At 55.6% G+C, this 19,620-nt stretch carries 18 protein-coding genes; 12 read left to right on the forward strand and 6 right to left on the reverse strand.

Annotation, left to right across the window (positions count from 1 at the left end):
- From C3F35_RS10015 to proP, 4 genes are all read right to left on the reverse strand, one after another.
- Window positions 1-558 (reverse strand): polysaccharide biosynthesis/export family protein, encoded by a 558-nt coding sequence (locus C3F35_RS10015; RefSeq protein WP_032616118.1) that lies wholly within the window; start codon window positions 556-558, stop codon window positions 1-3.
- 1 nt (window position 559) lies between these two features.
- On the reverse strand, window positions 560-1,846 hold the full coding sequence (locus C3F35_RS10020; protein ID WP_103793106.1) for an outer membrane beta-barrel protein: 1,287 nt from the start codon (window positions 1,844-1,846) through the stop codon (window positions 560-562).
- A complete protein-coding gene (locus C3F35_RS10025; RefSeq protein WP_032616113.1) occupies window positions 1,836-3,251 on the reverse strand; it encodes an undecaprenyl-phosphate glucose phosphotransferase in 1,416 nt (471 codons plus the stop codon). The genes C3F35_RS10020 and C3F35_RS10025 overlap by 11 nt, the downstream gene beginning before the upstream one ends.
- Before the next feature lie 317 nt (window positions 3,252-3,568).
- The gene (gene proP / locus C3F35_RS10030) at window positions 3,569-5,071 is read right to left on the reverse strand and encodes a glycine betaine/L-proline transporter ProP (RefSeq protein WP_032616111.1); all 1,503 of its coding nucleotides are present in this window, start codon (window positions 5,069-5,071) and stop codon (window positions 3,569-3,571) included.
- A gap of 652 nt (window positions 5,072-5,723) precedes the next feature.
- On the opposite strand from proP, the gene kdgT reads away from it, so the two are divergent.
- Window positions 5,724-6,719 (forward strand): 2-keto-3-deoxygluconate transporter, encoded by a 996-nt coding sequence (gene kdgT / locus C3F35_RS10035; protein ID WP_059308919.1) that lies wholly within the window; start codon window positions 5,724-5,726, stop codon window positions 6,717-6,719.
- Window positions 6,720-7,196: 477 nt separating this feature from the next.
- Here the strand turns inward: kdgT and C3F35_RS10045 are convergent, their stop codons facing one another.
- Window positions 7,197-8,075, reverse strand: coding sequence for a diguanylate cyclase regulator RdcB family protein (locus C3F35_RS10045; RefSeq protein ID WP_032616104.1), 879 nt, complete (start codon window positions 8,073-8,075; stop codon window positions 7,197-7,199).
- Window positions 8,072-10,429: a clamp-binding protein CrfC gene (gene crfC, locus C3F35_RS10050; protein WP_032616102.1), complete on the reverse strand. Its 2,358-nt coding sequence runs from the start codon at window positions 10,427-10,429 to the stop codon at window positions 8,072-8,074. The genes C3F35_RS10045 and crfC overlap by 4 nt, the downstream gene beginning before the upstream one ends.
- Window positions 10,430-11,018: 589 nt before the next feature.
- Between crfC and C3F35_RS10055 the strand changes: the two genes are divergently transcribed.
- The 11 genes from C3F35_RS10055 to phnK all read left to right on the forward strand — a co-directional run bounded on the left by C3F35_RS10055 (window position 11,019) and on the right by phnK (window position 19,615).
- Window positions 11,019-11,354, forward strand: coding sequence for a zinc ribbon domain-containing protein YjdM (locus C3F35_RS10055; protein ID WP_032616100.1), 336 nt, complete (start codon window positions 11,019-11,021; stop codon window positions 11,352-11,354).
- Between the two features lie 124 nt (window positions 11,355-11,478).
- Window positions 11,479-11,910: a VOC family metalloprotein YjdN gene (gene yjdN, locus C3F35_RS10060; protein ID WP_103793104.1), complete on the forward strand. Its 432-nt coding sequence runs from the start codon at window positions 11,479-11,481 to the stop codon at window positions 11,908-11,910.
- A gap of 133 nt (window positions 11,911-12,043) precedes the next feature.
- On the forward strand, window positions 12,044-12,832 hold the full coding sequence (phnC, locus tag C3F35_RS10065) for a phosphonate ABC transporter ATP-binding protein (protein WP_103793103.1): 789 nt from the start codon (window positions 12,044-12,046) through the stop codon (window positions 12,830-12,832).
- Between the two features lie 66 nt (window positions 12,833-12,898).
- Window positions 12,899-13,915: a phosphonate ABC transporter substrate-binding protein gene (phnD, locus tag C3F35_RS10070; RefSeq protein ID WP_103793102.1), complete on the forward strand. Its 1,017-nt coding sequence runs from the start codon at window positions 12,899-12,901 to the stop codon at window positions 13,913-13,915.
- A gap of 486 nt (window positions 13,916-14,401) precedes the next feature.
- Window positions 14,402-15,181, forward strand: a complete 780-nt coding sequence (gene phnE, locus C3F35_RS10080) for a phosphonate ABC transporter, permease protein PhnE (protein WP_032616090.1) — start codon at window positions 14,402-14,404, stop codon at window positions 15,179-15,181.
- Window positions 15,182-15,201: 20 nt separating this feature from the next.
- A complete protein-coding gene (gene phnF, locus C3F35_RS10085; protein WP_103793100.1) occupies window positions 15,202-15,927 on the forward strand; it encodes a phosphonate metabolism transcriptional regulator PhnF in 726 nt (241 codons plus the stop codon).
- Window positions 15,928-16,380 carry a phosphonate C-P lyase system protein PhnG gene (gene phnG, locus C3F35_RS10090; protein WP_059308924.1) on the forward strand — a complete coding sequence of 151 codons (453 nt, stop codon included), beginning with the start codon at window positions 15,928-15,930 and terminating at the stop codon, window positions 16,378-16,380.
- Window positions 16,377-16,961: a phosphonate C-P lyase system protein PhnH gene (gene phnH / locus C3F35_RS10095; protein ID WP_032616083.1), complete on the forward strand. Its 585-nt coding sequence runs from the start codon at window positions 16,377-16,379 to the stop codon at window positions 16,959-16,961. Before phnG ends, phnH begins: the two co-directional genes overlap by 4 nt.
- Window positions 16,961-18,025, forward strand: coding sequence for a carbon-phosphorus lyase complex subunit PhnI (locus C3F35_RS10100; protein ID WP_103793099.1), 1,065 nt, complete (start codon window positions 16,961-16,963; stop codon window positions 18,023-18,025). Before phnH ends, C3F35_RS10100 begins: the two co-directional genes overlap by 1 nt.
- Window positions 18,018-18,863 (forward strand): alpha-D-ribose 1-methylphosphonate 5-phosphate C-P-lyase PhnJ, encoded by an 846-nt coding sequence (gene phnJ, locus C3F35_RS10105; RefSeq protein WP_103793098.1) that lies wholly within the window; start codon window positions 18,018-18,020, stop codon window positions 18,861-18,863. The genes C3F35_RS10100 and phnJ overlap by 8 nt, the downstream gene beginning before the upstream one ends.
- Window positions 18,860-19,615 (forward strand): phosphonate C-P lyase system protein PhnK, encoded by a 756-nt coding sequence (gene phnK / locus C3F35_RS10110; RefSeq protein WP_032616077.1) that lies wholly within the window; start codon window positions 18,860-18,862, stop codon window positions 19,613-19,615. Before phnJ ends, phnK begins: the two co-directional genes overlap by 4 nt.
- The last annotated feature ends 5 nt before the right edge of the window (window positions 19,616-19,620 follow it).

Below are 19,620 nucleotides of genomic sequence, written 5' to 3' on the forward strand. Positions count from 1 at the left end.
TCAGAAGAACCCTATGCCAATAATTACGAGATCACCGGGGAGCACGGAGTGAGTCACATCAACATTTTCGAGTAACTCGCCAGTGGATGATTGTCGAATACTGAGATCGCTGCGGTCTGCACGGTCGGTATATCCCCCGCCTAACGCAATCGCTTTTTCCACGGTCAGCCCCGGTTCATAGGCATAACCATTAGGATTCTCGATCTCACCAGAGATATAGAATTTGCGGAATTCAGCAATATTCACCGTCACCATGGGATTGAGCACAAACCCTTTTTGCAGGCGTTGCGTAATCTCTGCATCGACCTGACTGGCGGTTTTGCCCTTTAATTCAAGCTTGCCAATATAGGGGTAATTAATAGCCCCACTATTATCAAGTACTACTTTCATGGTCAGGTCAGGTTGACCGGCAACGTTAATGTTGACGGTATCACCGGCCCCGAGTAAATAATTTGCTGTATCAACCACGCTATTGTCCATTAGCGTCGGCTGCGTTGATTTGCAGCCGGCGAAAACAATGCTGAGGAGTAAAAATGCGCACAGTTTCATTATTTTCATTTTAAATCTGAACCTTAGCTGTAAGCATAATCAAAGATTGATCATAGCCCAACGTTTCGGTCACTACGCGATCGTCGTTGGGGCCGATGGTAAAGGTATCTGTATCTTTATTAGACTTAAGCGTATCAAGATGATATTCCACACCAAAGTTAATCGATGGTGTGAGGTCATAACCTACGATAAAAGAAAACACGCCATTCTTGTCGTGACGATCTTTGTCCTGATCTTTGTAGTCTTCCGTGATGTATGCATAATCAAGCAACGTCGTTAAGCGGTCATTCATCCAGAGATGTTTGTAGGAGACGCCGTATTCCGTCACTAAATTATATCCGCCAGCTTCGGAGGGATCTTTAATACTTTGGGATGTTCTTAACGTAAAAATTGACTGTTGAAGAGGTCGCCACTCACCCAGAATATCCCAGTTAATCCCGTTGAAATCCTTTGAACCGGGGTTATTTTCAAACGTTTTATAGAGCCACGACACGTTTGCGTCGACGTTTGTTTTACCCGTTACTTGCGACTGAATCCCATAACGCAAATAATATTCATTACTGTCTTTTTCTGACGCATGGCCATAACGAAACTGGTTGGTAATAAAACTATAGCGAAAACGCGTCTTAGATGTGTACTGATCGAAAATTTCTGCAATGAGGGTATTTTCGTCCCACTCCTGCTCCCTGATATACTGCGCAAAGTCCTCATCCTTGCTTTCAACCTGGCCAGTATTGCCAAAGGTCCACTCACGGTGCATCAGTGCCAGGTCAGCCCGCCCACGTCCGTTCGGTGCGCCATAACTATAGCGTAGCTCGCTGTTAAACAGATTGGTGGTTAAGGGTGACGTGACGCCAAATTGCCGGAATTGTTCAGGCAGGAACCCCTCCGTCACGCCACGCCCGCGCTCCTCATGGCCGAGCGAATCTTCCAGTTTCAGGCTCAAGCCGTGCATCAGACCAAAACGCCAGTCCCCGTTAAAGCGGAAAACGTGATCGTCATAATCGTCCGTAGAATCGCTGGAGTAGTGACGATAATCCCCGGAGTACATCAACAGGTACTTATCCTGGCCCCGCTCGCCGTTCAGGCTTATAACGGGCTTCAGCCCCTGAAAGTCGGAGCCTTTGGCGTCGCTATCGTGATGCTGGAAGGTCACGTTATCGTTATGCCCATAATCCACACCCACGTGGCTTTTAAAGTCGATGCCTGCCCAGCCAATGTGTGATTTTGGTGTTAAATCTGCCAGAGCGACCGGAGACGCTATAATCCCAGCGATAATAATAATTTTAGTATGCATTCTTACCGACAAATCCCTTAAAAATGGTTTTAATGATGATTTTTATATCTAACCAAAAGGACCAGTTCTGAATATATTCAATGTCGTACTGGACTCGCTTTTCCATTTTATATAGCGCATCAATTTCGCCACGATAGCCATTAATTTGCGCTAAACCTGTGATCCCAGGCTTTACTTTGTGGCGAATCATGTAATTTTCGACTTGCTTACGGTAAAGCTCATTGTGCGCCACGGCGTGCGGTCGTGGACCGACAATAGACATATTCCCCTGTATTACATTAATGAACTGCGGCAGTTCATCCAGAGATGTCCGACGTAAGAATGCGCCAAAGCGGGTGACGCGAGGGTCGTCTCGTGTCGCCTGAACCACCTTGTCGGTGTTTTCCATCACCTTCATCGTCCGAAACTTCCAGACTTTAATCTTCTGCCCGCTCAGGCCATAGCGATCCTGTTTGAAGAAAACAGGCCCACGTGAAGTGAGTTTGATACCGATGGCAATAGCGATCATTAACACGACAATCATTACCATAATCACGCTGCCCAAAACCAGATCTTCTGCGCGTTTAATAATCGATCCACCGCCATCCAGCGGGGAGGTAAAGATGCCGATGGTCTGCAGGTTGTGGATGGAACGGATCTGGGAGGTGTTGGTGCTGTAGGCGTAAAAGTCCGGCACGATATAGGTATCCACGGTGGTGTCGGACATCATCGCCAGAAAATGGCGGATGCGCTCCAGCGCCACCATCGGCAGGGCAATATAGATTTCATCGACTCTGCCAGCATTGGCTTCTTCAACCAGCTTGATCACCGTTCCGTTATAGGGGCTGGTAATTTTGGTGGCCAGCTCGCCCAGGCGCTCCGGGCCGCGTTCATCGTAGAAGGCAAGCTCCAGCTGGACGTCGGCGTACTCCAGACGCAGCGCCCGCTCCGCCGCCAGGCCGTTATCGGTAATCCCGATGATTGCCACCCTTATTTTCTTTTTCGCTGACAGCTTGAAAATAATCAGACGAACCACGTACAGGAAAATGACCGGTGAGGCATACCAGAGCGGCATGGCAGGAATATTGCGCACATCGATAAAGCTGACGTAGCCCAGGGCGTATAATTTCGCGACCAGCAGACGCACCATGCCGATAAAAAGAATGGCAAAAAAAGCCGTCAAAAACAGACGTCTTTGATTTCGCAACTTATTGTTTTTAGGTCGATAAAGATAGCACTGCGTGTATTCACCAAACAGCAAAAAGGCGGTCGAGTACAATAAGCTGATCAGAATTACAGTATCGAACGACTCCATTTCCAATACCCATCCACTCAGGATTAAAATTAAATTAATTGAGAAGAAATCAATTAATTTAATGAATACTGAGTAACTTCCATGGGTGATCTTTTGCGAATTTCTCAGCATGTCCAGACCTACTTAGAATGAGTCTCGGTATTATTTTTTTGTGCTGTGGCACCAAGGGATATATTTAAAAAAGGTAAAATGCCGTTTCGGGGAAAGAGCAGTCACCGAAAAGAGGCAGCATTTCAGACGATGGCTGCGTAAACAACTAGATGGGTGTAAAACTCAGCATACATACCCCTTATAAAGAAGAAAGCGCCGATTTTATAGAGACATCCGCTTATATACAGCGTAAGCACTATTCAATAAAACCGCCAATAAACTTTCGTTGTATTCCATTTGGGTATGAAAAAAAACCCGGCGGGCGCCGGGTTTTTTATTTACTCATTAATGCGGGGATGTTGATCGACCAGCCGGCTACGCTTCGCCTGTAGCTCGGCAATTTCAGCATCGATATCTTCTATCTTCTGCTCAATGTTGTCGTGGTGCTCACGCAGGATCTCTTTGGCTTCCTGAAGGTCAGACGCGGCAGGCGTCGCCCCTTTCAGCGGCAGGTTCGCCGTCTCTTTCATGTAAAGGCCGGTAATCAGGCCAATCACTGCAATGACCATGAGATAGTAAGCAGGCATCATCAGGTTCTGGGTGCTCTCCACCAGCGAGGCCGCCAGCGTCGGCGTCAGGCCGGCAATCAGTACCGAGATGTTAAAGGCTGCCGCCAGGGCGCTGTAACGGATGTGCGTCGGGAACATCGCTGGCAGCGTCGAGGCCATCACACCAATAAAGCAGTTGAGGATCACCGCCAGCATCAGCAGACCAGCAAAAATCAGGCCGATCACATCGCTGTTAATCATTATGAAGGCCGGGATAGCCAGCACAAAGAGCGCGACACTGCCGAGGATAATGAACGGACGACGTCCGAAGCGGTCACTCAACAGGCCCATAATCGGCTGCACAAACAGCATCCCGACCATGATGGCGATGATGATCAGCACGCCGTGATCTTCTGAATAGTGCAGGTTATGCGACAGGTAGCTCGGCATGTAGGTCAGGAGCATGTAATAGGTCACGTTGGTGGAAATCACCAGACCAATACAGGTCAGCAGGCTACGCCAGTGACGGGTCGCGATCTCTTTGAACGAGACTTTTGGCCCTTCCTGCAGACCTTCGCGATCGCCCTGCTCCAGCTTATCAACATGCTGCTGGAACGCCGGGGTCTCTTCTAACGCGTGACGCAGATAGAGGCCAATCAGCCCCAGCGGCAGCGCCAGGAAGAACGGAATACGCCAGCCCCAGGAGAGGAAGTTCTCTTCGCCCACCACGGTGGAGAGCAACACTACGACCCCAGCACCCAGCACGAACCCGGCAATAGAGCCGAAATCAAGCCAGCTACCCATAAAGCCGCGTTTGCGGTCAGGAGAGTATTCGGCCACAAAAATGGATGCGCCGGTATATTCGCCCCCGACCGAGAAGCCCTGGGCCATCTTACACAGCAGCAGCAGAATAGGTGCCCAGATGCCGATGCTCGCATATGACGGGATCAGGCCGATACAGAAGGTACTGATCGACATAATCACAATGGTAATCGCGAGGATCCTCTGGCGGCCATACTTGTCCCCCAGCATCCCGAAGAACAGACCCCCTAGCGGGCGGATAAGGAAGGGAACAGAGAAGGTCCCGAGGGCGGCAATCATCTGCACGCTGGGATCGGCATCAGGGAAGAAGACTTTACCCAGTGCATAGGCCACGAAGCCGTATACACCGAAATCGAACCATTCCATCGCATTACCGAGCGAGGCGGCGGTGATCGCTTTGCGCAGCTTGCCGTCATCAATAATGGTAACGTCGCGCAGAGTGATCGGTTTTACTTTTTTCCTTTTCAGCATGGCTATCCTCGTAAATTAGCCCAGTCCTCACCACCGCACTAAAACGCGCTCTGTGGAACCCGGGAAGCGCATCATGCGCATTCTCCTTTCTCAAGCGTAGCAGGTTTACTTACACTGACCTTTCGGAGCGGTACAACCGAACCTGTGACGCCTGTCTGGGCTGTAAATGGAGCCAATACCCTACCAGCGTTTATATTTGTGATCAACTTCACATATATGTTTAAGGTTTTTAACGGAAGTGTCAAAACTGTAAATAACCCCCAATGCGCTCTTTCTTATACCCGCCTCTGAAAATACGCTTTCAGCCGTTATTATTTGCTGTCAAATCAAAAAAAGACGACATTTTTTTACAATGCATTCACAGCCATTTTAATTAGCAAGATGCACAATTCGTGTTTCCTTAAAATATGTGATGGAGATAACTAAAACGCTGTTTTATTTTCATTGAATCATCATTCCAACGATCGCATCATAAGCGCGTCAAAACGAGTCAGGTGGCCTTCAGATGAAGGTTTAAAAAAACCAGACTGGTTATATCTGCTGTATGAACGACGAAACGCCTGACACCTTCAAGTCACAATTCGTTGAATTCATTAGATTATTAAATATCTCTTGTCCGCTGGCGATGCGTGATGAGATGTGAGGGTTAATGATGAAGATTAAAGCCACGATTGAACGCATCCCCGGAGGGATGATGCTGGTACCGCTGGTACTGGGTGCAATTTTAAATACCTTAGCACCTAATACCGGAGCCTATTTTGGTGGGTTCACTAAAGGCATGATTACCGGAACCGTTCCGATTCTGGCGGTATGGTTCTTCTGTATCGGCGCCTCCATTAATTTACGCGCAACGGGCACGGTATTACGTAAATCCGGCACGCTGGTTATTACTAAAATTGCCGTCGCATGGGTAGTGGCGATGATCTGCGCCATGTTTATCCCGGAAAATGGCATTCAGACCGGCTTCTTCGCGGGCCTCTCTGTGCTGGCGATTGTCTCTGCGATGGACATGACCAACGGCGGCCTCTACGCCAGCCTGATGAACCAGTACGGCACCAAAGAAGAGTCCGGCGCCTTCGTTCTGATGTCTCTGGAATCCGGCCCACTGATGACCATGCTGATCCTCGGCTCCGCCGGTCTGGCCTCCTTTGAACCGCACCACTTTGTCGGTGCCATCCTGCCGTTCCTGATCGGTTTTGCCCTCGGCAACCTCGACCACGATCTGCGCGACTTCTTCAGCAAAGCGACACCGGTACTGATCCCGTTCTTCGGTTTCGCGCTGGGTAACACCATCAACCTGAACGTGATTCTGGATACCGGCCTGCTGGGTATCGTGCTGGGTGTGGCGGTTATCATTATCACCGGTATTCCGCTGATTATTGCCGACCGTGTTATCGGTGGAGGGAATGGTACTGCGGGTGTCGCCGCCTCTTCCGCAGCGGGTGCTGCCGTGGCGAACCCGGTTATTATCGCCCAGATTAACCCGGCGTTCGAACCGGTAGCCGCATCCGCCACTGCGCTGGTTGCCGCCAGCGTCATCGTGACGGCGATTCTGGTACCAATTATCACCGCGCTGTATGCCAAACGCTTTGGTCAGGTTCCGGCGAAAGCCGAGGAACAGCAAGTAGTTGAATCTCTGCACCACTAAGATGTAAGCCCTCCCCCACAAGGAGGGTTTTGCATTTAAAGCAGTGCAGTGCCTTCAGAACAATAAATGCCTTACAGCGGCTCCCTGGTCCGGCTGAAAATTGCCGAAGCGTTTCCGGAAGGCCGGAGCGAGGCGCAGGGACGCGCCGAGAGGGCATAGCCTGCATGGATGCAGGCTGGTGCCCGACCCGAAAGCCTGAAGGAATAAGCTGAGGACAAAATTGCCGGGAGCAATTTTGAACAGCGCCTGCGCTGGCCCCGTAGGGGTGAGCCCCAGGGATGGGGCGAATATTCCGCGAAGCGGCGATTTTCTTTGCCGGGAGCCCGGGTCGCCAGGGTGGTGGCGATTGAGCCACCCTGGCACGTTCACCGGTTCCGTATTAACAGAGAAGCAATGGACTGGAAGTGAACGGAACAACCACCGGTGCAGCATATTCCTCTCACCCTAACCCTCTCCCCAAAGGGGAGAGGGAATCAACTACTCTCCAAACACCTCTTCCACCATCGCTTTTGCCAGCCTTGCCGCCGAACAGAGTCTCGGCATGCCCAGCGCCACATTCTGCCAGCTCTGCGTCACCGACCAGCACACCGGATGCCTGTCGGCATCACACCAGTCCCCCAGCCAGCCAAGCATATCTTTATGGTCGATAATCCCCGGCGTACTGGGTGTGGTCAGCCACTGGTGATAAAAATGACGGGTCGTGGGGGCCGCATTGATCCCCTGCGCCAGGTAGTTGGCCACCATGCTACGCAGGTTGTCTTTGAGCATGGCGCTGACATCCGCATTCGCCAGCCGACAGGCGTCACCGAATGCCCCCCAGCGCAGCTCTTCCAGCACCACATAGCCGCGCCCGGCCAGCGACCAGCCGTCATAGTGTCCGGCCCGCCAGCGGGTAAAAATCTGTTCGCTGTGAACGCCAGCCTGCACCGTTAACCCGCGCTGGGTTAACGCCTTCTCTTTAAACTGCGCGCGTTGATGGAAATGGGCGGAGAGGATTTCGTACTGATGTACCAGGCCAATGGCGGGTTGATTGCGCAGGCTGGCCTGCTGGCGCATCGTATTCAGCGCCTGGGTCATGCGGGTCAGCGCCAGGTGGCCGGGATCAACCATGCCCGCCAGCTTCTCCGCCAGCCCGAGTCGCAGCACAGCATTTTCGCTGAACATTCCCCCCATCGCCCACTGACGAAGCTGAGCCTGCGCCATGATCTCCTGAGTTAAACGTTCACGAAAGTGCTGCTGTTGCGACCCCACAGAGGCGTGACGCTGCGCGTCAGCCCCCTGCACCAGGTCGACCATAAATTTAGGATGTATGCATTCCAGCGTCCGTCCGGGACCGTCCAGTAATTGTTTTGTCATGGTTGCTCTGCCGCGAATAGCGTTTGAATATCATCGCGTAACAGTCGGGTATCTTCCTGAATCCACGTCGCAGTCGTAATACATTGCTGCAACAGCTGGCTGAGCGCGCGTGTGGCATGCTCATTTTGCTGGCGCACCGCGAGGCTATCACGCAAGCTTTCCTGTAACCCTGCAAGGCATAACGAGAATTCTGCGAAGAATGTCGCCATACCCGCTGTAACAGAGACATCGACCTGGGCGGACAAAGCTTTACGGATTTGTTCACAAAAGTGATCAATATGCTGATTAAATTTCTCATGAAGCTGTGACACGTTAATAACATACCGCGTTCGCGTCATCACGTAATCTTCCCAGCCCCAGCCCGGATTGTTCAACCAGCGGGAGACCGTCTCGCGCAGCGCGCTGCCAGCGCCCTGGGACTGACCGGCAGGCTCACTCTCCTCGGCGATGGCATCGCTGAACAACCCGCGGGTATTGAAGTTAAGCTGGCTGGCCTGAAACGCCGGGAAGCTGATCCGAGCGCGGAAACCGGCATGGCTCAACTCCTCTTTAATGCGCGTTTCAATCGGGCGCATGGCGTCGTTCAGCGCCCGCGCCAGCGTAGACTCCAGCTGGTCGAAACGCAGCGCCAGTTCACGACCGATTTTTGCCTGCGCATCCAGCATGATCAGCTCACAGGCAGAGCGGATTTTGCTCAACAGGATTTGCGCCTGGCCTTCATCCTCCAGCACCAGCTGGCCGGGCGTCGCCGCGGCATCAGCACGCTGCTTATGCGGGTCAAACCCCGCCAGGTCGAGCATATTATCGGGATCGAAGACATGTCCGATGGCGCGCTTGATCTCGCTCTGCTGGGCGGCGAAAAACAGATCTGTGGCGCTCAGGGCCTGACTCACCTCATGCCGCACCTCATCGCTCACCGATGCCTGGCGGGAGTGCAGCAGCGCCATGTCATCTTCCAGACGGGTAATATTGTGCTGCAACTCGTCGAAGGCCACCGTCAGCCCCTGATAGCGGAAATCCAGGTACTCGCGGGCGTTCTGGGCGTAGTTCAGCAGCTTATGTGACGCGGAGCGTAACGCATACAGCGAGGCGTTGGCGTAAGCGGCATAAATCAGCTTGCGGATCGGCTGCTCAAACAGGGAGTCTTCCCACAACAGATCGGCAGAGTGGCGCAGGTGTTCAATATCATCCAGATCGGCGGTCCGCCAGCGGCGACCCAGCGCGGCTTCGGCAAAGTCCTGCACCCAGCGCTGCTCCTGGTGGTCAGGCAATTTACCGTGCAGCGCCAGTTCGTGACGCGCCCGGTTCGCCAGGTATCCCCACATCGACGACACCGGGAAGATCTGGCCCGGGGAGATATGGCCCTTCATCAGGGTGCCGGAGATCATCGCCCGCACCTGCTCTTCATCATCGCTGTTGCGGTCTTTCTGATCGAACTTATTGACCAGCGCGTACAGCGGCACCGATTTCCCGACGGCGGAAATCGCCAGCCGCACCTCGGCGTCCGAAATCGACTTCAGTTGGGTATAGTCCATCACCGCCAGCACCGCCGACGCGCGGGCGAGCTGCTCGGTGAGCATTTTTTGCAGATGCGGCTGCCCGGCCTCGTTCGGCCCTGGGGTATCCAGCAGGGTTAATTGCCCCAGATGAGCATCCAGCCCGGCCAGGTGCACAAATTCCACCTCAATAACCGGGATATTTTCGATCGCGGCATAGGCCGGGAACGGAAAATCGGTGCCCAGCGCCTGAGAAAGGCGGACTAAATCGTTCAGGTTTTTTAAACAATTAAATATCGGCTGCGCGCCTAAATAATGTTTTTCAAATGCCTCACCCGTTTCAATACGCCCAAGTAGCGCATTCATATCTTTATCAATTTCTAACTGTTGCGCCAGCTTGCCGCGATCGTAATTGGCGAGCTTTTTTTGCATTTGCTTTATTAATGTATCAATAGGCGCGACGTGAGAAAAATGCAGCACCGGCTCTTTCTGGCCAGGCGTATGGCGGATCAGCGTCGGCAACGCAGTCATCGGGCGATTGCGATTAGGTAACACTTCCGTGCCCACAATGGCGTTAATGGTGGTGGACTTTCCGGCCTTCATGGTGCCCACGATCGCCAGCACCATCTCCAGGCGGGTAATTTTGCGCAGCTCATTATTCAGCATCGACTGCTGCGCCTCTAAGCCACGGGTACTAAAATGCAGAGGTAAAACATTGCTGGTTTCGCCGGTAAGGGCCGACGTGGCGTTGTCCAGCATCGCAGCAGGCATGGTGCTTAGTGCCTCAAGATTCTGCAAGGAGAGTTGCAGCAGCCTTTCGGCTTCCTGGCTCAATTCAAATATTGTTTGTGTGTGCATACTAAAGCCTTCCCTAACACAAATTTTATATAACCGAATTGTTTTTAAGAATGAAGGATCGGCTTATATGATTACGTGTTGTAAATATGTTCGAAGCCATATAATTCTGTAGCAACAGTGAAAATATATTCTTTTAACGGTTAACGCAGCGAAGTACGCTCCTTCGGTCAGGGAAACCGAAAGATTAAGAGCGTAGCTCAATTTTTAAAAACGTCAGGAAAAACCATGGTTTGTTACCCACCAAAAATGAGGGGCAAAACATCCCTTGCAGACCGGGGATGGCTATTAAAGCAAGTAAGTTAAATATCATTAGCGCCTTAACCTTATCTGAAATAGCACGGCGTATCAATTTGCCGCAATAAAATATTGTCGCTTTTAATCAGGCGCGTTTCTCGCCTGCGTCTGACCGCTAGCATCGCCTGAGTCACTGACAAAGGGTGTCATTGAAAAGACTTTTTTTCGTCAAAAGCGAAAAATAATGTCACCGACAACTGTAAGGACATGCGTTATACTTGCCGCCTTTTTCGACAACCTGTCGATTTTTGGCGGGCCTGATTGCCGCCGGTTCGCACTATTTGAGGAGAACACCATGTCACTGCCACACTGCCCTAAATGCAACTCTGAATATACCTACGAAGATAACGGTATGTTCATTTGCCCGGAATGCGCTTACGAATGGAACAACGCAGAACCTGCGCAAGAGAGCGATGAGCTGATCGTTAAAGATGCCAACGGCAATCTGCTGGCCGACGGCGATAACGTCACCGTCATTAAAGATCTGAAGGTCAAAGGCAGTTCGTCGATGCTGAAGATCGGCACCAAAGTAAAAGGCATCCGCCTGGTTGAAGGCGACCACAACATCGACTGCAAAATTGACGGTTTTGGCCCAATGAAGCTGAAATCCGAGTTCGTGAAAAAGAACTGATCCCTCTTTTGTCGGCCCGGCAAGCGACGCGACGCCGGGCGCTTTTGCCGGATGCGCTACGCTTATCCGGCCAACAAATACCGAACTACACTTAACGGGCTTCTCTTTACCTGAGGTAACGATTATGCCGTTAAGTCCCTACATCTCGTTCGCCGGTAACTGCGAAGAGGCTACCGCCTTCTATCAGCAGGCCGTCGGCGCTGAACTCCTTTATAAAATCACCTTCGGCGAAATGCCCAAAGACGACAATAGCGAAGAGGGCTGTCCGTCCGGCATGTCCTTCCCGGACTCCGCTATCGCCCACTCCAACGTCCGCATCGCCGGCAGCGACATCATGATGAGCGACGGTACGCTCAGCGGTAATGCCACCTACTCCGGCTTTACGCTGGTGCTCGACACCCAGGATGTCGCCGAAGGCAAGCGCTGGTTCGATAACCTGGCCGCAGGCGGCAACATTGACATGGCCTGGCAGGAGACCTTCTGGGCGCACGGCTTCGGCAAAGTGACCGATAAATACGGCGTACCCTGGATGATCAACGTCGTTAAACAGCCCTAATCCCGGCGGCGGGCGCTCGCGCTCGCCTGTCATCGCTTTCACGTCAACTCTTCAAATCCTTGCAACCAACACTTAACCTAAACGTCACATAGATCCGCCAGCATGAGGCCACATTTGAATCGAGGCCTCATCCATGCAAACCGTCATCCGCGTCGAGAAACTGAGCAAGACCTTCCATCACAATAAGGCCCTGCATGCCGTTGATCTGACCGTCCAGCAGGGCGAAATGGTAGCGCTGCTGGGGCCATTCGGTTCAGGTAAATCGACTCTTCTGCGCCACTTAAGCGGCCTTATCACCTGCGATAAAACATCAGACAGCCACGTGGAGCTGCTGGGCAATACCGTGCAGCGCGCCGGCCGTCTGGCGAGCGATATCCGTAAAAGCCGCGCGCAGACCGGCTACATCTTCCAGCAGTTCAACCTCGTGAACCGCCTGACGGTGCTGGAAAACGTGCTGATCGGCGCGCTCGGCAGCACCCCGTTCTGGCGCACCTGCCTGCGCTGGTTCTCCCCCGCGCAAAAACAGGAAGCGCTGCAAGCGCTGACCCGCGTCGGGATGGCCCACTTCGCCCACCAGCGCGTCTCCACCCTGTCCGGTGGACAACAGCAGCGCGTGGCGATTGCCCGGGCGCTGATGCAGAAAGCCAAAATCATTCTCGCCGATGAGCCGATTGCCTCGCTGGATCCCGAGTCGGCCCGCATCGTGATGGAAACCCTGCACGACATTAACCAGAAAGACGGCATCACCATTGTGGTGACGCTGCATCAGGTGGATTACGCCCTGCGCTACTGCGAGCGCATCGTCGCCCTGCGACAGGGGCACGTGTTCTTTGATGGCGCCAGCCATCAGTTTGATAACGACCGTTTTGACCATCTCTACCGCAGCATTACTCGCGTCGAAGAAAACGCGCAGGCTGCGTAACGAAACCCGAAAAGACCAGGCTGGCAAGTGAAATAGCCTGGAACAATGTCAACGTGAGGAATATAGATGAGCTACAAAGCCGTTGCCGCGCTGGCCTTTACCAGCCTGTTCAGCCTTAGCACCCTGGTGAACCCTGCGTTTGCACAGGAGCAAGAAAAGGCGCTGAACTTTGGCATCATTTCGACGGAATCACAGCAGAACCTGAAGCCGCAGTGGGAACCCTTCCTGAAAGACATGGAAAGCAAACTGGGGATCAAAGTGAACGCCTTCTTCGCCCCGGACTATGCGGGCATCATCCAGGGGATGCGCTTTAACAAAGTCGATATCGCCTGGTACGGCAACCTCTCGGCAATGGAAGCCGTGGATCGCGCTAACGGCCAGGTCTTTGCCCAGACGGTAGCCGCCGACGGCTCCCCGGGTTACTGGAGCGTGCTGATCGTCAACAAAGACAGCCCGATCAACAACCTCAACGACATGCTCGCCAAACGTAAAGACCTCACCTTTGGCAACGGCGACCCGAACTCCACTTCGGGCTACCTGGTCCCGGGTTATTACGTCTTCGCCAAAAACAACGTCTCCACCAGCGAATTCAAACGCACGGTCAACGCCGGGCATGAAACCAACGCCCTGGCCGTCGCCAACAAGCAGGTGGACGTTGCGACCAACAACACTGAAAACCTCGACAAGCTGAAAACCTCCGCCCCGGACAAGCTGAAAGAGCTGAAGGTGATCTGGAAATCGCCACTGATCCCGGGCGACCCGATTGTGTGGCGTAAAAACCTCTCCGAAAGCACCAAGGACAAGGTGTACGACTTCTTTATGAACTACGGCAAAACCGCCGAAGAGAAGACCGTACTGGAACGCCTGGGCTGGGCACCGTTCCGCGCCTCCAGCGACCTGCAACTGGTGCCGATTCGCCAGCTGGCGCTGTTCAAGCAGATCCAGGGCGTGAAAGAGAACAAGGGCCTGAAGGACGAAGAGAAGAGCAGCAAGATGTCTGAAATTCAGGCGCAGCTGGACGATCTCGACCGTCTGACCGCCGCGCTGGGCGCGATGACCAGCGTGAATAAAGCAGTGCAGTAACACTTTTACACCCCTCACCCTGCCCTCTCCCCCCAGGGGAGAGGGTAAAAAAGGCTCCGACAGGCCTTTCTCCCTGTGGGCTGAGGGAAAAAAACTGCACCGGGCAGTCCTCTCTCCCCTGTGGGCTGAGGGTAAAAAACTGCACCGAACAGTCCCCTCTCCCCTATGGGCTGAGGGTAAAAAAACCGCACCGAACAGTCCCCTCTCCCCTATGGGAAAAGGGTAAAAGCTGCACCGAACAATCCCCTCTCCCCTGTGGGCTGAGGGTAAAAAACCGCACCGAGCAGTCCCCTCTCCCCTATGGGCTGAGGGTAAAGAACCGCACCGAGCAGTCCCCTCTCCCCTATGGGCTGAGGGTAAAAAACCGCACCGAACAGTCCCCTCTCCCCTATGGGGAGAGGGTTAGGGTGAGGGGAAAGTACGCACGCTAATGCCTCTCCCCGGCCCTCTCCCACAAGGAGAGGAAGAACGCACAAAGGAGCCAACATGCAAACCATCACCGTCCCACCGCCGAAGCGCAGCTGGTTCTCGCTGATCAGCTGGGCCATCCTGCTGGCGGTCCTTGTTATCTCCTGGAAGGGGGCCGAAATGGCCCCGCTCACGTTGATTCAGGATTCCGGCAACATGGCGACCTTCGCCGCCGACTTCTTCCCGCCAGATTTTAGCCAGTGGCAGGACTACCTCGGCGAAATGGCCATCACCCTGCAAATCGCCGTCTGGGGAACCGCGCTGGCCGTGGTGCTCTCCATTCCCTTTGGCCTGATGAGCGCAGACAACATCGTGCCCTGGTGGATCTACCAGCCGGTGCGTCGCCTGATGGACGCCTGCCGCGCCATCAACGAAATGGTCTTTGCGATGCTGTTCGTCGTCGCCGTCGGTCTCGGGCCGTTCGCCGGGGTGCTGGCGCTGTTCATCCACACCACCGGCGTGCTCTCCAAGCTGCTCTCCGAGGCGGTGGAAGCCATTGAGCCAGGCCCGGTCGAAGGCATTCGCGCTACCGGGGCCAACAAGCTGGAGGAGATCCTCTACGGCGTCCTGCCGCAGGTGATGCCGCTGCTCATCTCCTACTCCCTCTACCGCTTTGAGTCCAACGTACGCTCCGCCACGGTGGTGGGCATGGTCGGCGCTGGCGGGATTGGCGTCACCCTGTGGGAAGCGATTCGCGGTTTCCAGTTCCAGCAAACCTGTGCCCTGATGGTGCTCATTATCATCACGGTCAGCCTGCTGGATTTCCTTTCTCAACGTTTGCGTAAGCACTTCATCTGAGAAGCGAGGCTTTGATTTGTATGCACTTATCCAGACATCCGACCAGTTACCCAACCCGCTGGCAAGAGATTGCGGCAAAACTCGAAGTGGAGCTGCGTACCCATTACCGCTGCGGGGACTACCTCCCCGCCGAGCAGCAGCTGGCCGACCGCTATGAAGTGAACCGTCACACCCTGCGCCGCGCTATCGATCAGCTGGTCGAGCGCGGCTGGGTGCAGCGTCGGCAGGGGGTTGGCGTGCTGGTGCTGATGCGCCCATTCGACTACCCGCTCAACGCCCAGGCACGCTTCAGCCAGAACCTGCTGGATCAGGGCAGTCACCCCACCAGCGAAAAATTGCTTTCGGTGCTGCGTCCGGCCTCCAGCCACGTCGCCGATGCGCTGGGGATCAAGGAGGGCGATAACGTGATCCACCTACGCACCCTGCGCCGGGTGAACGGCGTGGCGGTATGCCAGATCGACCACTACTTCGCGGATATGGCCCTCTGGCCGGTGCTGCAAAACTTCTCCAGCGGCTCGCTGCACGACTTTCTGTTCGAGGCCACCGGTGTCGCCCTGAAACGCACCCAGACGCGCATCAGCGCCCGCCGCGCGCAGGCCAAAGAGAGCAAGGTGCTGGAAATTCCTAACATGGCCCCCCTGCTCTGCGTGCGCACCCTCAACCACCGTGACGGCGAGATCGACGCGACGGAGTACTCCGTCAGCCTGACCCGCGCCGACATGATTGAATTCACCATGGAGCACTGAATGCATTTCGATACCTCCACCCGCCAGCACTGGATGGCCGTGCTGGCCCACAGCCAGCCTGCGGCGTTACAGGCCCGTCTTTCGGCGCTCAACCTGACGCCGGACTACGAACTCATCCGCGCCCCGGAAATCGGGCTGGTGCAGATCCAGGCGCGGATGGGCGGCACCGGAGCGCGCTACTTTGCCGGTGACGCCACCCTGACCCGTGCCGTGGTGCGCCTCGCCAGCGGCACGCTCGGCTACAGCTATTTGCTCGGGCGTAACAAACCGCATGCCGAGCAGTGCGCTGTTGTGGATGCCCTGTTGCAGGAGGCGCCTCACTTCCAGACCTTGATGGAAACCCTTATTGCCCCGCTGGAAGCCGACCGCGCCGCACGCCTTGCCGCGCGTCAGGCCGAGGTGAACACCAGCCGGGTCGACTTCTTTACGCTCGTTCGCGGAGACAACGCATGACCCTTCAACCCGCTTTTACCCTTGCCGTGCAGGATGCCCAACACAGTTTTCGCCGTCTGTTGAAAGCGATGAGCGAACCGGGGGTGATCGTCTCCCTGCACCAGTTAAAACACGGCTGGCAGCCGCTGAACCTCGCCACCACCAGCGTGCTGCTGACGCTGGCCGACAACGACACCCCGGTCTGGCTGTCGGGCGCGGTTAGTAACGATATCGTCAGCTCGAACCTGCGTTTTCACACCAGCGCCCCGCTGGTGGATCAACCCCAGCTGGCGGTGTTCGCCGTCGCTGACGAGCAGATCGGCCACGAGCAGCTTAACGCCCTGAGCGAAGGCAGCGCCGTGGCACCGGAGACCAGCGCCACCCTGATTTTGCAGGTGCCGAGCCTGAGCGGTGGCCGCATGCTGCGCCTGACCGGCGCCGGGATCGCTGAGGAGCGGATGGTCGCCCCGCAATTGCCGGAGTGCATTATTCATGAGCTGACCGAGCGCCCGCACCCGTTCCCGCTGGGGATCGACCTGCTGTTAACCTGCGGCGAACGCCTGCTGGCGATCCCGCGCACCACCCATGTGGAGGTGTGCTGATGTACGTTGCCGTCAAAGGGGGCGAGAAGGCGATCGCCGCCGCCCATGCCTTGCAGGAACACAGACGCCGGGGTGATGAGCAGCTTCCCGAGCTGAGAGTCGCCCAGATAGAACAGCAGCTCAACCTTGCCGTCGACCGGGTCATGACCGAAGGCGGCATTGCCGACCGCGAGCTGGCGGCGCTGGCGCTGAAACAGGCCAGCGGCGATAACGTCGAAGCCATCTTCCTGCTGCGCGCCTACCGCACCACGCTGGCAAAGCTGGCGGTGAGTAAGCCGCTGAATACGGCGGATATGCGCCTCGAGCGGCGCATTTCGGCAGTGTATAAAGATATCCCCGGTGGTCAGCTGCTCGGCCCCACCTACGACTACACCCACCGCCTGCTCGATTTCACCCTGCTGGCGAATGGCGAAGCCCCGCAATTGAACAGCAGCGAGGCGCAATCCTCCGCCTCCCCGCACGTCTTTAGCCTGCTGGCAAACCAGGGGCTGGCGAAAGCAGAGGAAGATCGCGGCGACGAGCCGGACGACATCACCCGCACCCCGCCGGTCTATCCCTGCTCGCGGGCCTCGCGCCTGCAACAGTTAATGCGCGGTGACGAGGGCTATCTGCTGGCGCTGGCCTACTCCACCCAACGCGGCTACGGGCGTAACCATCCGTTCGCCGGTGAAATTCGCAGCGGCTATATCAATGTGGAGATTGTGCCGGAAGAGCTGGGATTTGCGGTGAACGTCGGCGAACTGCTGATGACAGAATGCGAAATGGTGAATGGCTTTATCGCCCCAGAGGAGGAGCCGCCGCACTTCACCCGCGGCTACGGGCTGGTATTCGGCATGGGCGAGCGCAAGGCCATGGCCATGGCGCTGGTGGATCGCGCCCTCCAGGCCCCGGACTATGACGAGAACATCAGCGGCCCGGCGCAGGACGAAGAGTTTGTGCTGGCCCACGCGGATAACGTGGAGGCCGCCGGGTTTGTCTCGCACCTTAAGCTGCCGCATTACGTCGATTTCCAGGCTGAACTGGAGCTACTGAAACGTCTGCAACGGGAGCGCAAAAATGGCTAACCTCAGCGGCTATAACTTTGCTTATCTGGATGAACAAACCAAACGCATGATCCGCCGCGCCATCCTCAAAGCGGTGGCCATTCCTGGCTATCAGGTGCCGTTCGGCGGGCGTGAAATGCCGATGCCTTACGGCTGGGGCACAGGCGGTATTCAGATCACCGCCAGCGTGATTGGCGAAGCGGACGTGCTGAAGGTCATCGACCAGGGCGCCGACGACACCACCAATGCGGTGTCGATCCGCCAGTTCTTCCAGCGCGTTACCGGGGTGAACACCACCGAGCGCACCGAAGACGCCACGCTGATCCAGACCCGCCACCGCATCCCGGAAACCCCACTCACCGAAGATCAGATTTTGATTTTCCAGGTTCCGATCCCGGAGCCGCTGCGCTTTATCGAGCCGCGCGAAACCGAAACCCGCACCATGCACGCCCTGGAAGAGTATGGCGTGATGCAGGTGAAGCTGTACGAAGACATCGCCCGCTTCGGCCATATCGCCACGACCTACGCCTACCCGGTGAAGGTCAACGGTCGCTACGTGATGGACCCCTCCCCGATCCCGAAATTCGATAACCCGAAGATGGACATGATGCCCGCATTGCAGCTGTTCGGGGCCGGACGCGAAAAGCGTATTTACGCCGTGCCGCCCTACACGCGGGTCGAGAGCCTCGACTTCGATGACCACCCGTTTACGGTACAGGAGTGGGACGAGCCGTGCGCCATCTGCGGATCGAAACACAGCTATCTCGATGAAGTGGTACTGGATGACACGGGCAAGCGGATATTTGTTTGCTCCGACACGGATTACTGCCGCCAACAGAGCGAGGCCCTCAGCCAATGAAACCGTTGCTTTCGGTCAATAACCTGACCCACCTCTATGCGCCGGGCAAAGGCTTCAGCGGCGTATCGTTCGACCTGTGGCCGGGCGAAGTGCTGGGGATTGTCGGCGAGTCCGGCTCCGGCAAAACCACCCTGCTGAAGGCGATCTCCGCGCGTCTGGCCCCGCAGAACGGCGAGATTTTATATGAAGACCAGTCGCTGTACGGCATGAGCGAGGCCGACCGCCGCCGCCTGCTGCGCACCGAGTGGGGAGTGGTGCATCAGCATCCGATGGATGGCCTGCGCCGTCAGGTGTCGGCGGGGGGCAATATCGGTGAAAGGCTGATGGCGACCGGCGCGCGACACTACGGCAACATCCGCGCCACCGCCCAGCACTGGCTGGAAGAGGTGGAAATTCCGGCCTCGCGCATCGATGATCTGCCGACCACCTTCTCCGGGGGGATGCAGCAGCGGCTGCAGATCGCCCGCAACCTGGTCACGCATCCGAAGCTGGTGTTTATGGATGAACCCACCGGTGGGCTGGACGTGTCTGTTCAGGCGCGTTTGCTGGATCTGCTGCGCGGTCTGGTGGTGGAGCTGAACCTGGCCGTGGTCATTGTCACCCACGATTTAGGCGTTGCCCGCCTGCTGGCAGACCGCCTGCTGGTGATGAAGAGCGGCGAGGTGGTGGAAAGTGGGCTAACCGACCGCGTGCTCGACGATCCCCATCATCCGTACACCCAGCTGCTGGTGTCATCGGTATTGCAGAACTGATTTTT

This window comes from Leclercia sp. LSNIH3 (genome assembly GCF_002935105.1).
In the GTDB taxonomy this organism is placed as follows: Bacteria; Pseudomonadota; Gammaproteobacteria; order Enterobacterales; family Enterobacteriaceae; genus Enterobacter; species Enterobacter adecarboxylatus.

Bases quoted from the DNA above. Each gene is read 5' to 3' on its own strand.
- yjdN (WP_103793104.1), top strand. From the start codon at position 11,479: ATGCCGTTAAGTCCCTACATCTCGTTCGCCGGTAACTGCGAAGAGGCT.
- C3F35_RS10020 (WP_103793106.1), bottom strand. From the start codon at position 1,846: ATGCATACTAAAATTATTATTATCGCTGGGATTATAGCGTCTCCGGTC.
- phnG (WP_059308924.1), top strand. From the start codon at position 15,928: ATGCATTTCGATACCTCCACCCGCCAGCACTGGATGGCCGTGCTGGCC.
- C3F35_RS10055 (WP_032616100.1), top strand. From the start codon at position 11,019: ATGTCACTGCCACACTGCCCTAAATGCAACTCTGAATATACCTACGAA.
- C3F35_RS10025 (WP_032616113.1), bottom strand. From the start codon at position 3,251: ATGCTGAGAAATTCGCAAAAGATCACCCATGGAAGTTACTCAGTATTC.
- phnC (WP_103793103.1), top strand. From the start codon at position 12,044: ATGCAAACCGTCATCCGCGTCGAGAAACTGAGCAAGACCTTCCATCAC.
- C3F35_RS10015 (WP_032616118.1), bottom strand. From the start codon at position 558: ATGAAAATAATGAAACTGTGCGCATTTTTACTCCTCAGCATTGTTTTC.
- phnJ (WP_103793098.1), top strand. From the start codon at position 18,018: ATGGCTAACCTCAGCGGCTATAACTTTGCTTATCTGGATGAACAAACC.
- phnF (WP_103793100.1), top strand. From the start codon at position 15,202: ATGCACTTATCCAGACATCCGACCAGTTACCCAACCCGCTGGCAAGAG.
- phnK (WP_032616077.1), top strand. From the start codon at position 18,860: ATGAAACCGTTGCTTTCGGTCAATAACCTGACCCACCTCTATGCGCCG.
- proP (WP_032616111.1), bottom strand. From the start codon at position 5,071: ATGCTGAAAAGGAAAAAAGTAAAACCGATCACTCTGCGCGACGTTACC.
- phnH (WP_032616083.1), top strand. From the start codon at position 16,377: ATGACCCTTCAACCCGCTTTTACCCTTGCCGTGCAGGATGCCCAACAC.
- phnE (WP_032616090.1), top strand. From the start codon at position 14,402: ATGCAAACCATCACCGTCCCACCGCCGAAGCGCAGCTGGTTCTCGCTG.
- crfC (WP_032616102.1), bottom strand. From the start codon at position 10,429: ATGCACACACAAACAATATTTGAATTGAGCCAGGAAGCCGAAAGGCTG.
- kdgT (WP_059308919.1), top strand. From the start codon at position 5,724: ATGAAGATTAAAGCCACGATTGAACGCATCCCCGGAGGGATGATGCTG.
- phnD (WP_103793102.1), top strand. From the start codon at position 12,899: ATGAGCTACAAAGCCGTTGCCGCGCTGGCCTTTACCAGCCTGTTCAGC.
- C3F35_RS10100 (WP_103793099.1), top strand. From the start codon at position 16,961: ATGTACGTTGCCGTCAAAGGGGGCGAGAAGGCGATCGCCGCCGCCCAT.
- C3F35_RS10045 (WP_032616104.1), bottom strand. From the start codon at position 8,075: ATGACAAAACAATTACTGGACGGTCCCGGACGGACGCTGGAATGCATA.